A 12,831-nucleotide genomic window follows, 5' to 3' on the forward strand; every position below is an offset into this window, starting at 1 on the left:
CGCGCCCAACGTGACCCCATGCCTACTGTTGTCGCGTTCGAGACGGACGGAGGCGCCGTCGTCGCCGCCGACCGACTGGTCGTCGCCGACGGCACCGTCAGCAGCAAACACGCCGAGCGGATCGCCGACTTCGGCGAGTGCGGCGGCGCGGCCGTCTCCGATTCCGACCAGTTCCGGCGCGAACTCGACGGGAAGCGCCGGGCCTACGAGACAGACCACGGCGAGATCCCCGCTATCGAGCCGTTCACTCGCATGGCGACCGAAGTGGCAAGCGACGTTGGGACCGACGCCGCCGTCGCCGCGCGGGACGAGAGCGGCGAGGCGCTGGTCCGGGCGGTGTACGCCGACGGGAGCGTCATCGAGGACTCGCCCGTGGCGCTCGGGACCGGCGCGGAGTTGGCGTTCGGTCGGCTGGAGAACGGGGTACCGGCGGACCTCGACGAGGCCGCGGCGTTCGCTCGGGACCTGATCGAGGGCGTCGGCGGGCGGGACACCCGGACCGGCGACGAGGCGGACGTGTGGACGCTGCCCGACGAGTGAACCCGGCCGAAACACTGTTGCGCACCTGACTGGTTCTCTCGGCATGGACGACGGCCGAGTTGGGCAGTCGGTGAGTCGGCGGGGCGAACTTAGCTACCGCCGGACTGAGCGGGAGAGCGACTGCGATGGGGGCGAGGACGTGGCGGCGACGTTCGTCCGGGTGCCGGCCCGCTTCGAGCAGGTGACGCGGTTCGGGTTCGGCGTGTCGTAGCCTCGTTCGGACGGACAAGGGTTTATGGGTCCATCGCCAAGGATGGGGTAAGATGGTACTCGACAATCTCGGGAGCTCCCTCCGGAGCACGATGGACACGCTCCGGGGCAAGTCCCGCCTGGACGAGGAGGACGTCCAGGAGATCGTCAAGGAGATCCAGCGCTCGCTGCTGCAGGCCGACGTCGAAGTCGGCCTCGTGATGGATCTCTCCTCGAACATCGAGGAGCGCGCGCTCAACGAGGAGCCGCCGGGGGGCACCTCCGCGCGCGACCACATCCTCAAGATCGTCTACGAGGAGATGATCGAGGTCGTCGGCGAGTCGACCGAGCTCCCGCTGGAGTCCCAGACGATCATGCTCTCGGGGCTGCAGGGCTCCGGGAAGACGACGACCGCCGCCAAGATCGCCTGGTGGTTCTCGAAGAAGGGCCTGCGCCCGGCGGTCATCCAGACCGACACGTTCCGGCCCGGCTCCTACCAGCAGGCAAAGCAGATGGCCGAGAACGCCGAGGTGCAGTTCTACGGCGACCCCGACGCCGAGGACCCCGTCAAGATCGCCCGCGACGGCCTCGAAGCCACGGAGGACGCCGACGTGCACATCGTCGACACCGCGGGGCGGCACGCACTGGAGACCGAACTCATCGACGAGATCGAGGAGATCGAGGAGACGGTCGACCCCGACCGGAACCTGCTCGTCCTCGACGCCGCCATCGGACAGGGCGCCAAGGAGCAGGCCCGGGAGTTCGACGACGCCATCGGCGTCGACGGCGTCACGATCACCAAACTCGACGGGACCGCCAAGGGTGGCGGGGCGCTGACGGCTGTCAACGAGACCGACTCCTCCATCGCCTTCCTCGGGACCGGCGAGACCGTCCAGGACATCGAGCGCTTCGAGCCCGACGGCTTCATCTCCCGGCTGCTCGGGATGGGCGACCTCAAACAGCTCTCCGAGCGCGTCGAGCGCGCGATGCAGGAGACGGGCGAGGAAGAGGAGGACTGGGAGCCCGAGGACATGCTGCAGGGGAGTTTCACCCTGAAGGACATGCAGCGCCAGATGGACGCGATGAGCAAGATGGGGCCCCTCGACCAGGTAATGGACATGATACCCGGCATGGGCGGCGGGATGATGGACCAGCTTCCCGACGACGCGATGGACGTGACCCAGGACCGGATGCGCAACTTCGAGGTCATCATGGACTCGATGACCGACGAGGAACTGGAGGAGCCCCGCTCCATCGGCGCCCAGCAGGTCCAGCGCATCGCCCGCGGCTCGGGCACCGACGAGGAGACGGTGCAGGAGCTGCTCCAGCAGCACAAGATGATGGACCAGACCCTGAACCAGTTCCAGGGGATGGGCGACGGCGACATGCAGCGCATGATGAAGAAGATGCAGGGCGGCGACGGCGGCGGCGGGATGGGCGGCATGGGCCCGTTCGGGTAGACTCGCCGCATCCGCGCCGTTTTTCCCCAGTCGGGGGGTAGCCCGCACCGAATGGAGCTTCGCCGCCTCGCGCGCTACGACGCGCTGATTCTCACGTCGCTGCTGTGGTTCATGGCGAAGTTCGTCCGCTACCTGTTCCCGCCGCTGTTCGAGCCGTTTCAGGCGATCTACGGCGTCTCGAACACCGCGACCGGGCTGGCGTTTTCCGCGCTGATGACCGTCTACGCGCTGATGCAGTTCCCCTCCGGCGTCATCGCCGACCGGCAGGGACCGGTCAGGGTCATCGCCGGCGGCGCCGTCGTCGCCGCCGCGGGCGCGTTCGCGCTGGTGGTCCCAGTGCCGCTCCCGGACCTCTCGCTGCCGCTCGGCGGCGTCGACGCGGTACCGGGTGAGTTCCTCGCTATCGTCGCCGGGATGCTCCTGATCGGGCTCGGAACCGGCGCGCACAAAACCGTCGCCGTGCGCCTGCTCGCTGCGGTCCACGAGGAGCGAACGGGCCGGGCGCTGGGCGTGCTCGACACCGTCGCAGCCTTCGGCGGCGTCGTCGCGCCGCTGGCGGTTACCTACGCGCTGCCGGACTGGCGCGGTCTGTTTCTCGCCACCGGCATCGTCGTCGCGGCGCTGACCGTGCTGTTCGTCCGCCGGACCCCTCGCCACCTCGCGGGCACCGGCGCCGTCGCCAAACCCAGCGGCGACGACGATAGCGGGATCGACGGCTCGCTGCTCGGCTACCTCGGCTTGATGAAGGCGCCGCGAGTCGCGCTGTTCGTCGGCGTCACCGTCGCCTTCGCCTTCGGCTACAACGGCGTGGTCGCGTTCCTGCCGAGCTATCTCGCCGCCGACGCGGGGCTGGGACTGGAGACGAGCGTCGCCAACACCATCTACTCCGGGCTGTTCGTCGTTTCGCTGGTCCAGTTGGGCACCGGCGAACTCACCGACCGCGTGGGTCGCCTGCCGATGCTCTTTGTCACCGTCGGCGCCGCCGTCGCCGGCGCGGCGGCGCTGCTCTCGGTGCAGGGCGTCGCCGCCGTCGCCGCCGCCGTCGCGCTGTTCGGGCTGGGCTGTCACGGCTTCCGGCCCGTCCGGAGCGCCTTTTTGATGTCGCTGCTGCCCGACGAGGCCGCCGGCGGGGGGTTGGGTGTCGTACGGACCGTGCTGATGACTGCCGGCGCGGTTGCGCCGGGGGTGACGGGGTTCCTGATCGACACACAGGGGTACACCGTCGCGTTCGGGGCGCTCGGGGGCGCACTCGCCGTGGGGCTGGCGCTGCTCGGCCTGATCGCGGTACTGGGCGGCGAGGAGTGATCCCCGCTCGCGGTCTTTTTCACGCCCCCGACTGTTGGCTCCGGTAATGAGCGTTATCGGCGTCGCGCGCGAGGCCTACGAGGCGGCGCTGCCCGCGCTGTCGGCCAGCCTCGTCGGGGGGCTGATCGCCGGCGTCGTCCTCGGCGGGATGGAGGCCGAACTCCGGGCGGTGCCGGGGCTGCTGGTCGCCGTCCCCGCGTTGCTGGCGACGCGCGGGAACGTCTACGGCAGCCTCGGCGCGCGACTCTCGACTGGGCTCCACCAGGGGCTGATCGAACCGTACGTCGACGCCGGCGACCCGCGCCTTCGGGGGGCTGCGGCGGCCGCGCTGGTCAACGGCCTGCTGGCGTGTGCCGTCGCCGCCGTCGCGGTGTTCCTGATCCTGACTGCGCTGGGTGATACGGTCGCGCCGCTTTCGACGCTGGTCGCGATCAGCCTTCTCTCAGGGCTGCTCTCGGGCATCGCGCTGACGGCCGTGGTCGTGGTCGTCGTCTTCACGGGCTACCGCCGCGGGCACGACCCCGACTCGCTGGTCGGACCCGTGGTGACGACGACCGGTGACGTGTTCGGCGTCGCCTTCCTGCTGCTCTCGGTGCGACTGGTGCTGGCTGCGGGAGGTGGTGGATGACGGCCGACTGGTCGGTCCGGGGGATCACTCGGGCGATGCTGCCCGTGTTGCTCGTGATGACGATGGTCGAAGTCGGCTCGGGGCTGGTGCTGGGGGGGTTCGAGGCCCAACTCTACCAGTACCCGACGCTGCTGGTGCTCGTGCCCGTCACCATCGGCACCGCGGGGAACCTCGGAAGCATCCTCGCCTCCCGGCTCTCGACGGCGTTCCACCTCGGGACGTTCGCGTTCGAACCGACCGACGAGACGCTGGCTGGCAACGCCGTCGCGACCGTGGCGCTTGCGGTGACGCTGTTCCCCGTCGTCGGCGCCGGCGCGTGGCTGCTCCGACTGCTGCTCGGCGGCGTGCAGTTGACGGTCGGGACGGTGGTCTGGATCTCGCTGCTCAGTGGGGTGGTGCTCGCGGTGCTCGCGGTGGTGCTTACGATTCTTGCGACCTACGGCGCCTACCGGTTCGGTCTTGATCCGGACGACGTGGTGATCCCGGTGGTCACCAACACCTGCGACGTGCTGGGGGTGGTGGTGCTGTTCGCGGTGGTGCAGGTCACGCTCTAGTCGCCCGCACCGTCCTCGCTGTTCCCCTCGTCAAGCGCGAACAACGGCCCCTCCTGCTCGCGGCGGGGCTCCTCAGTCCCGACGAAGCCGACCGAGGGGCCGACGACGAACGAGGCGAGGCTCCCGAGGAACACCGGGACGATAGCCGCGCCGTTGGTCAACGAGATGGCGATCAGCGCGGAGGACAGCGGCGTCCCCGTGACCGTCGCGTTGAACGCCGCCATCCCCACCAGCATCGCGATGGGGGCGGGCAGGCCGGGGACGACCAGCGAGAGCGCCTGTCCGATCACCGCGCCCATGAACATGTGGGGGATGATGAGGCCGCCGTGCCAGTTCCCCTGAATCGTGAGTGCCGCAGCGACCATCTCTCCGCCCAGTACCGCGACCAGCAGGCCGAGCGAGTGCTGGCCGTTGAGGACGGCGTTGATCTGGGTGCCGCCGTAGAAGTAGGTCAGCGGGAGCGCGTAGCCCAACAGGCCGATTCCGAACCCGGCGACCGTCGTGCGGACGATCAGCCGGGGGGAGTAGCGATTGAGTATTCGCCCCACCGCCGAGAACACGCGGTCGTAGATGTGGGCAAGCGGGACGACGGCGACCCCGACCAGCAACGCTGCTGCGAGGTGCCACGGCGCGTACTGGTAGAGGAGGTCCGCCTCCCAGACGGTGAACAGCGAGAGCCCGCTGAGCGAGACCATCACCAGATAGCCCGAAAAGCTCGCGACCAGTGTCGGCACGATGGCCTCGTAGTACTCGATACCGCGGCGGTGGGGGAGTTCAAGCCAGAGCAGCGAGCCACCGATTGGCGCGCCGAGGATCGTCCCGAAGCCCGCACCCATCCCCGCGAGCGTGAGCAGTTTGCGCCCGCCGGCGTCGAGGCGGTCGCCGACACGCGTCCCCAGCGAGCCGCCGACGACGCTCATCATCCCCTCCGGGCCGGCGCCCTGCCCGGCGATCAGGCCGAGAAAGTTCGAGGGGACGACGGGGATGTTGTCGCGGGCAGGGATCGCCCCGTGCTCGTGGAAATCCCGGACGACAGCGGCGAGCGAACCGGGGTAGTGGCTCAGCGTTCCGATGGCGCCGATGAGGACGCCGGCGACGGTGCTGACGACGATCCGGTGCCACGGGACGACAGTTCCACCCCAGAGCAGATCGAGGCCGGCCTTCCACGCGAGTCGGAACCCCGTGGCGAACAGGCCGACGCCGATGCCGACGACGGCTGCGAGAACGAGGGTGCGGTGGTACCGACCGAGGCGCATCTATCGGTCCGATGCGTCGCTAGCGGGGCCGTGGTAGTCGTCAGTGTCCCGCCGGCTCGTACCGGATTCGACCGGGCGCCCCTCCTCGGTCTCCGGGGCGACGTAGTCGATGAACGACTCCACGTCGGGTTCGCGCACGTCGACGCGGACGTGGATATCGCCGAGTTCGTCCTCGGAGCCGACCGCGAAGTTGACGACGCCCTCGAAGGCGGGCTGTTTCTTCAGCGAGAACTCGAAGCCGCCCTCGTCAACATCGTCAGACTCCGTCTGACTGGCCGACGAGCTTCGCTCGTCGACGCCGTTGTAGAACTGTCGACGGGCGGTGTCGAGGATCTCCTGTTCGTGGAGCACGTCCGAGAACGCGTCGAGCGAGTGGGTCTCGGCGACGAAGCGGTCTGGTTCGCGGTGGAACTCCGCCTCCGGGAAGAGGTTCGTCACCGCGTCCTCGACGCGGTCGGCGACCTCCGTGTTCTGTACCGGTGCCTCGATCGTGACATCGATGCTGTAGATCATTCGTGCTCACCTCCGGCGTGTTGCTCGTCGACGGCGTCGGCACCGGCTTCCAGCACCGCCCGGACCTGCTCGCGGAACGCCTCGAGGCTGTCGTCGTTGTGGATGGTGAGGTCGGCAGCGTCAATCACCTCGCCCATCCCGAAGCCGAGTTCGCGCTCCTCGCGTTCGCGGAGTTTCTCGCGGTCGAGATCCGTCGCCTCGCGCCCGCGGGCGCCCAGCCGTTTCGCCCGGAGGTCGAAGGGCGCCTCGATGGAGACCAGCAGGAAGTCCTCGCCGAAGGCGTCGACGAACCGCTCGACTTCGGCCATCGAGCGCAGGCCGTCGACGAGCACGACCGGTTCGCCCGACTGGTCCTCGGCGGCCTCCCGGACCATCGGGATACAGCGGTCGGCGATGGCGGTCTCGCCCTCCTCCTCGCGGAGTTTCCCCGCGATCTCACCGTGGTTCTCGGTCGGGTCGAGCCCTCGCCGGCGGGTTTCGGCCCGGATTACGTCGCCCATCGTGACGACCGGGATGTCCTCTTCCCGGGCGACGGCGGCCGCCTCGCCCTTGCCGCTTCCCGGAAGCCCGACGGTGCCGATGATTCGCATCGGATCGGGCTTCTCGGCTTGCGGGGTTAAGGGCTACGGGACGAACCCGACCGCTTTTGCGCTCGGAGGCAAACAGTTGGGTGAGGGCGCGTAGCTCAGTTGGACAGAGCGTCGGACTTCTAACCCCGGTGGGTCCCTCGGGGGGAGCCATCCGGTGGTCGTGGGTTCGAATCCCACCGTGCCCGTACGACCGTCGAGCGACAGCGAGACGTGTCGTTCGACGCACGCAGGGGATTCGAAGCAGGGAGCGGGAGGTGAGCGAGCGATAGCGAGCGAACGGGAGCGACCGTGGTTCGAATCCCACAATGACCACCCTGAAGTCTGATTTCGAGTTTTGGTGAAAACGAACCTAGACAGCCGTTCTGAATGTCTCCCGACGCCGCAGTAGATCGCACGCTTTCGGGCCGAACGTACCGCAGTGCGATTGCTCCCCTTACAGGGCTTCATTCCGAGAGATCGTCAACTGTCACTGCATAACTCTAGGGACCTCCTCAGTGGCGACTGTACTGGGCAGTGATTATCATACCAGATGGCTAATGCTATCAAAGTGGCGCTGTTAATTATGAAGGGTTACTGACTAGCCAATCACCAGTTAAGAATTGAGAACTCTCCTAGATAAATGCCAAAAATATAATCAACGTGGGCAGTAAGCAAACATCATGGACGGAACACCCGATGATAATTTTTCACTTTCGTCAGTGTTTAGCCAGTCGTATTTCGTAATTCCCGACTATCAGCGGGATTATGCCTGGGAAAAGTCAAACGTCAAGGACCTTCTCGATGACGTCGGGTTTGTCTACCGACAGAACAATAAAAAGGACAAAAAGGTAGACCATTACTTTGGAACGCTCGTGTTCGAAGAACGAGGGTCAGTTGAACCAAGTGATTTTGAAGACTATGATGTCTATGGGATTGTTGACGGCCAACAACGATTAGCAACGGTCGCAATCGTTGTGTCCGCAATTGTCGAAGAAATGTCAACAATCGAAAATAGTGATGAGGTTAGCGGTGACATTTCTTCTACGATAAGCGACAGGAGGGAGGATATTGAAGAGAAGTATATTCAGTATGAAGGTGTAGAAAGAATCCGATTAGGTGGCCTAGCAGAAGATGCCTATACAAGTGTGATTCTGGAAGGGAACAACCCAGAAGATTACTTGGAAAGTGATGATCGGGTAGAAGCTGAGAGAAAGATTGCTGGCGCTAAGCAGGCTACGATTGAGCGACTTCGAAAGTGGAAGACAGAAAAATATCAAAACGGTTCAACTGATCATGCGGGTTATTATAAATTCCTAAATAACATAGTAAAGATCCTAACTCAACGTTTTGAGGTGAATATCAAAGTTGTCGAAGACGTTGACGAGGCAGCTCGAATGTTCAAGGTTATAAACGATCGTGGTCGAGATTTAAGATTACATGATAAGGTTCGGAGCCATCTTGTCTACTGTGCTTCTCAGTCAGATGAACTGGAGTCTGAGGACATATATGAACAGTTCAATAGGATTGTTCGAAATATAACAATACATGACGGCCTTTCTGACTCAGAAGTTGATGACTTGATTAGGATTCACTGGGAGGTATTTACAAGTGAGCGATCAGATTCACGAGCTAAGCGTCACGGACCATCCGAGATACATCGACGCCTTTCTGATCTAAATGATTTTGCGAGTGTGCAACGTGACGACTTTGAAGTCTTCATTACACCATATTTAAACTCTCTCGAGAAATTCTCAGAGCGATACCCCTATCTTACAGATAGGGATAAATTTGCAGAGAGATATTTTGAGCCAAATAACGATCACAATTCAACAGTTAACGAGACAGTGAGAAAGGTTCAATTATTGTTCTTACACGCAGGAAGCCAATCCTCAACCACTCCCTTACTGATAGCCACTGCAGAAAAATTCGGTGTCCGATCCGAAGAGTTCGCAGAGATTGTGTCAGAACTAGAAAAATTAGTTTTCCGATTTAGTTTAGTTATGTCTCATGGTGCCCAGGGGTATGCAAACGCCCTCTCGTCAATTGCAAATGACCTTTACTGGTCCGATATTGATGAAGATGAGATTCATGAGATATTCAATTCAAAATCGGACCGATATGTCGGATGGCAGTCAAAGGAACTAGGTATAAAAGAGGCAGTTGAGAGAGTCAAAGAAAAACGTGACCGCATCGCACCGATCGATGAAGTCGTCTCTGATTTCCTAAGTACGCCAGATGTGCTGGATGGGAACTTTACGTCTGGATGGGGCGGGGTAAGAAAAAGCGAAGTGGTGAAATATGTTATGTATGAGTATGAACGTTCCCTTAGAGGCCCGTCCGGTCTGCTTTCACTAGCTCCCTACCATGAATTCCGGAAGAACTTCCAAGTTGAGCATCTCGTTCCAAAAAACGCTGAAGAAGGTAATAAGCTGCATAATCATCTTCAGAACCGCAATCGTATCGGCAACCTAGCAGTCTTAAGTACAGAAGAGAACCAATCGAAAGGAAATACATCATTTGAATCAAAGTACTCAGAGATATATGACAACTCCTCATTAAAAGTATTGAACGACCTCGATGGGCCAGAATTTGGGGTGGAAGATATTACAAACCGAGAAGAAGAGGAACTGCTAGAGTTTATTCGGGAGAGATGGGGATAAGCAATCTACTAGAAACATAGATTATTCGGTAGCCCTAGTTGTGTCCCGCCATCGTTTTTTGAATAGTTCAAGACCAGTAGTCGTGACAATACCGCAGTTAGAATCCAACCAGCTTCTCCGTGGGAATCACCTCACTAGGGCCTCACCCACACCTACTTCGCCACTCCCCGCCAACCCACCCCATGGTCGACACCACCAGCCCCGTCGCGTGGGCTGCCAAACCCTACCCCGAGGTCCGCGAAATCGCCGAGCAGGACGGCTCCATCCTCGTCGTCCCCGTCGGCGCGCTGGAACAGCACGGCCACCACCTCCCGACCGGGACCGACACGATCCTCGTCAACGCCGTCGCCACCGCCGGCGCCGAGCGCGTCGCCGACGCCGGCGGACAGCGTGCCGGCGAGCGCAGCGCCGATGCGGGCGCCGACGACCTCCCCATCCTCACCACGCCGCCGCTCTGGCTCGGCCACTCGCCACACCACCTCCCGTTCGGCGGGACCGTCAGCGCCGATTTCGACACGCTCTCGGACGTGCTCGCCCAGATCGCCGACAGCGCGCTGGGCAACGCCTTCGACACGCTGCTCTTCCTGAACGGCCACGGCGGGAACCGCCCGCTGCTCGCCGCATCCACCCAGCGCGTCGGCGCCGAGCAGCCGGACACCGAGGTTCTGGGGCTCACCTACTTCGAACTCGGGGAGTACTTCCTCGACGACGTGCGGGAGAGCGAACTGGGCGGGATGGCCCACGGCGGCGAACTGGAGACCTCGATGATGTTGCACCTCCACCCCGAACTGGTCGACGAGGAGCGCATGCAGGCCACCGAGTGGGAGACCGAGTACGAGCAGGCGCCGTCGGATCTGCTCGGGTCGGGCCCGCTGAACGTCACCCTCGACGTGGCGGAGTGGTCCGAATCGGGCGCGATGGGCGATGTCTCACGCGTCGACGCCGAGAAAGGCGGGCGGATGTTCCGGGGGTTCGTCGACGAACTAGAGGCGCTGCTGCGGACGGTACACAGTTCGGGCTGAGAAATCGGGAGCGCCCTCGTGCTCACGGAGGGCAACTCCAGATGATTGCGGGCCGAAGCCCGCCGGCCTGCCTCTGACAACCCGACGGACCAGTCGGGTGTTTGAAACACGGTGTGGCACTCACTAATAAATGTCGGAGAAATGTGCCGGGCGTAAACAAACGACCGGCAGGTTCCGGATCGTTTCCGGGGGGATATCTGAGCCGTTCGGAAATCGGTGCTCGGGAGGCGGTGAAAGCGGTGGTCGGAGACCGGTTTCGACTCACGGGTCACATTCGTTCCCCGTTCGTCATGACGAGGCGGTTTGCCTCGCCGAAGGCGAGTTTTCCCGCCTCGCTTACATAGCGCCGCCCATGCCACCCATACCGCCCATGCCGCCCATGCCGCCGCCGCCCGGCGGCATCTCGTCGCCACCTTCGTCGTCGCCGACCTGCCCGCCAGCGAGGTCGCCCGCGGCGATCACGTCGTCGATGCGGAGGATCATCGTCGCCGCCTCGGTGGCGGACTCGATGGCCTGCGTCTTCACTCGGAGGGGCTCGACGACGCCCTCCTCCTGCATGTCGATGATGTCGCCCGTGTAGGCGTCGAGGCCGGAGGTGAACGCGCCGCCGTCGTGGGTGGCGCGCAGGTCGACCAGCGAGTCGATGGAGTCGAGGCCGGCGTTCTCCGCGAGCGTGCGCGGGATGACCTCGAGTGCGTCCGCAAAGGCCTCGACGGCCAGCTGCTCGCGGCCCCCGACGGAGTCAGCGAACTGTCGGAGCTGGAGTGCGAGCTCGGTCTCGGGGGCGCCGCCGCCGGGCAGCACCTGCCCGTCGAGCAGCGTCGTCCGCACGACGCCGATGGAGTCGTCGATGGCGCGCTCGAGCTCGTCGACCACGTGGTCGGTGCCGCCGCGGAGGATCAGCGTGACCGAGCGGGCCTGCTCGACGTCCTCGACGAAGATGCGCTCGTCGCCGCCGATGTCCTTCTGGGCGACGGAGCCGGCGAAGCCGAGGTCCGCCGTCTCGATGTCGTCGAGCGCGGAGACGACGTTCGCGCCGGTCGCTCGACCCAGCGCCTTCAGGTCGTCGCTGCTGGCGCGGCGGACCGCGAGGATGCCGTGCTGGGCGAGGTAGTGCTGGGCGATGTCGTCGATGCCGTCGCCGACGAACACCACGTCCGCGCCGACGTCGACGAGGTCGTCGACCATCTCGCGGAGCTGCTCTTCCTCCTGGTCCATGAACTGCTGGAGCTGATCGGGGTCGGTGACGTTGACCTCGGCGTCGATCTCGGTCTCCTTGACCTCGATGGCGCCGTCGAACAGCGCCACGTCGGCGTCCTCGACCGCGTAGGGCATGTTCTCGTCGACGCGCTCCTTGTCGACGATGACGCCCTCGACCAGCTCCGAGTTCTCGATGGAGCCGCCGACGACTTTCTCGATGGAGACGTTGTCGGCGTCGATGCCGGTGTCGTCCTGCACCGCGAGCAGGGCGTCGACGACCAGTTCCGCGAGCGTGTCCTTCGCGGTCTCGGCGCCCTTGCCCGTCATCGCCGTCTCGGCGATCTTGGTCAGGGTGTCGTAGTCGTCCGCGGTGACCTCGATGGCCTCCTCGGTGAGGATCTCCTTTGCCTTCTCGGCGGCCGCGCGGTAGCCCTGTGCGATGGTGGTCGGATGCACGTCGGATTCGACGAGCTCCTCGGCCTGATCGAGGAGTTCACCGCCGACGACGACGGCGGTCGTGGTGCCGTCGCCGACCTCCTCCTCCTGGGTCTCGGCGACTTCGACGATCATGTTGGCCGCGGGGTGATCGATGTCCATCTCCTTGAGGATGGTCACGCCGTCGTTCGTCACGACGACGCCACCGGAGGAGTCGACGAGCATCTTGTCCATGCCTTTTGGGCCGAGCGTCGTCCGGACCGACTCGGCGACCGCCTTGCCGGCTGTGATGTTCATCTCCTGGGCGTCCTTCCCGGAAGTTCGCTGGCTCTCCTCGGAAAGTACGATCATGGGCTGGTTACCCATGCGCTGTCGCTGACTCATGTGTACCGAAAGATTGTCCGTGGTTCTATAAAGATGTTACGGTCAGATCGTGTGAGAACGCCACACGGCGCCGTTGTGCAGGATTGCTAACGACCCACATAGATGAGTTAAGTAGG

At 63.8% G+C, this 12,831-nt stretch carries 12 protein-coding genes and 1 tRNA gene; 9 read left to right on the top strand and 4 right to left on the bottom strand.

All coding sequences use genetic code 11. The features are described 5' to 3' along the window. Nucleotides 1-18 precede the first annotated feature (18 nt). The 6 genes from J2753_RS04195 to J2753_RS04220 are packed head-to-tail and all read left to right on the top strand — an operon-like array spanning nt 19 to nt 4,676. On the top strand, nt 19-540 hold the full coding sequence (locus J2753_RS04195; RefSeq protein ID WP_209490654.1) for a hypothetical protein: 522 nt from the start codon (nt 19-21) through the stop codon (nt 538-540). Nucleotides 541-583: 43 nt separating this feature from the next. Then, a complete protein-coding gene (locus tag J2753_RS04200) occupies nt 584-751 on the top strand; it encodes a hypothetical protein (protein ID WP_209490655.1) in 168 nt (55 codons plus the stop codon). Nucleotides 752-803: 52 nt separating this feature from the next. After that, nucleotides 804-2,189 (top strand): signal recognition particle protein Srp54, encoded by a 1,386-nt coding sequence (locus J2753_RS04205; protein ID WP_209490656.1) that lies wholly within the window; start codon nt 804-806, stop codon nt 2,187-2,189. A 51-nt stretch (nt 2,190-2,240) separates the two neighbouring features. Then, on the top strand, nt 2,241-3,494 hold the full coding sequence (locus J2753_RS04210) for an MFS transporter (RefSeq protein ID WP_209490657.1): 1,254 nt from the start codon (nt 2,241-2,243) through the stop codon (nt 3,492-3,494). A 46-nt stretch (nt 3,495-3,540) separates the two neighbouring features. After that, on the top strand, nt 3,541-4,122 hold the full coding sequence (locus tag J2753_RS04215; protein ID WP_209490658.1) for a magnesium transporter: 582 nt from the start codon (nt 3,541-3,543) through the stop codon (nt 4,120-4,122). Further along, nucleotides 4,119-4,676, top strand: coding sequence for a magnesium transporter (locus J2753_RS04220; RefSeq protein WP_209490659.1), 558 nt, complete (start codon nt 4,119-4,121; stop codon nt 4,674-4,676). Before J2753_RS04215 ends, J2753_RS04220 begins: the two co-directional genes overlap by 4 nt. On the opposite strand, the gene J2753_RS04225 is transcribed toward J2753_RS04220, so the two are convergent. The 3 genes from J2753_RS04225 to J2753_RS04235 are packed head-to-tail and all read right to left on the bottom strand — an operon-like array spanning nt 4,673 to nt 7,035. Beyond that, nucleotides 4,673-5,932, bottom strand: a complete 1,260-nt coding sequence (locus tag J2753_RS04225; RefSeq protein WP_209490660.1) for a chloride channel protein — start codon at nt 5,930-5,932, stop codon at nt 4,673-4,675. The genes J2753_RS04220 and J2753_RS04225 overlap by 4 nt on opposite strands. After that, complete coding sequence (locus J2753_RS04230; RefSeq protein ID WP_209490661.1) at nt 5,933-6,445, bottom strand: RNA-binding domain-containing protein; 513 nt, start codon at nt 6,443-6,445, stop codon at nt 5,933-5,935. Next, nucleotides 6,442-7,035, bottom strand: a complete 594-nt coding sequence (locus J2753_RS04235) for an AAA family ATPase (RefSeq protein WP_209490662.1) — start codon at nt 7,033-7,035, stop codon at nt 6,442-6,444. Before J2753_RS04235 ends, J2753_RS04230 begins: the two co-directional genes overlap by 4 nt. Nucleotides 7,036-7,119: 84 nt before the next feature. Here J2753_RS04235 and J2753_RS04240 point away from each other — a divergent pair. The 3 genes from J2753_RS04240 (at nt 7,120) to J2753_RS04250 (ending at nt 10,696) form a co-directional block, all read left to right on the top strand. Beyond that, nucleotides 7,120-7,220 (top strand) — tRNA-Arg (locus tag J2753_RS04240). Between the two features lie 474 nt (nt 7,221-7,694). Then, entirely contained in the window at nt 7,695-9,674 is a 1,980-nt protein-coding gene (locus tag J2753_RS04245; RefSeq protein ID WP_209490663.1) for a DUF262 domain-containing protein, read from the top strand. Nucleotides 9,675-9,856: 182 nt separating this feature from the next. Then, the gene (locus J2753_RS04250; protein WP_209490664.1) at nt 9,857-10,696 is read left to right on the top strand and encodes a creatininase family protein; all 840 of its coding nucleotides are present in this window, start codon (nt 9,857-9,859) and stop codon (nt 10,694-10,696) included. Nucleotides 10,697-11,032: 336 nt separating this feature from the next. On the opposite strand, the gene thsA is transcribed toward J2753_RS04250, so the two are convergent. Then, the gene (gene thsA, locus J2753_RS04255) at nt 11,033-12,682 is read right to left on the bottom strand and encodes a thermosome subunit alpha (RefSeq protein WP_209490764.1); all 1,650 of its coding nucleotides are present in this window, start codon (nt 12,680-12,682) and stop codon (nt 11,033-11,035) included. Between the last annotated feature and the right edge of the window lie 149 nt (nt 12,683-12,831).

The organism is Halolamina salifodinae, assembly GCF_017874235.1.
Taxonomy (GTDB): domain Archaea; phylum Halobacteriota; class Halobacteria; order Halobacteriales; family Haloferacaceae; genus Halolamina; species Halolamina salifodinae.

Bases quoted from the DNA above. Each gene is read 5' to 3' on its own strand.
- J2753_RS04195 (WP_209490654.1), top strand. From the start codon at position 19: ATGCCTACTGTTGTCGCGTTCGAGACGGACGGAGGCGCCGTCGTCGCC.
- J2753_RS04200 (WP_209490655.1), top strand. From the start codon at position 584: ATGGACGACGGCCGAGTTGGGCAGTCGGTGAGTCGGCGGGGCGAACTT.
- J2753_RS04205 (WP_209490656.1), top strand. From the start codon at position 804: ATGGTACTCGACAATCTCGGGAGCTCCCTCCGGAGCACGATGGACACG.
- J2753_RS04210 (WP_209490657.1), top strand. From the start codon at position 2,241: ATGGAGCTTCGCCGCCTCGCGCGCTACGACGCGCTGATTCTCACGTCG.
- J2753_RS04215 (WP_209490658.1), top strand. From the start codon at position 3,541: ATGAGCGTTATCGGCGTCGCGCGCGAGGCCTACGAGGCGGCGCTGCCC.
- J2753_RS04220 (WP_209490659.1), top strand. From the start codon at position 4,119: ATGACGGCCGACTGGTCGGTCCGGGGGATCACTCGGGCGATGCTGCCC.
- J2753_RS04225 (WP_209490660.1), bottom strand. From the start codon at position 5,932: ATGCGCCTCGGTCGGTACCACCGCACCCTCGTTCTCGCAGCCGTCGTC.
- J2753_RS04230 (WP_209490661.1), bottom strand. From the start codon at position 6,445: ATGATCTACAGCATCGATGTCACGATCGAGGCACCGGTACAGAACACG.
- J2753_RS04235 (WP_209490662.1), bottom strand. From the start codon at position 7,035: ATGCGAATCATCGGCACCGTCGGGCTTCCGGGAAGCGGCAAGGGCGAG.
- J2753_RS04245 (WP_209490663.1), top strand. From the start codon at position 7,695: ATGGACGGAACACCCGATGATAATTTTTCACTTTCGTCAGTGTTTAGC.
- J2753_RS04250 (WP_209490664.1), top strand. From the start codon at position 9,857: ATGGTCGACACCACCAGCCCCGTCGCGTGGGCTGCCAAACCCTACCCC.
- thsA (WP_209490764.1), bottom strand. From the start codon at position 12,682: ATGATCGTACTTTCCGAGGAGAGCCAGCGAACTTCCGGGAAGGACGCC.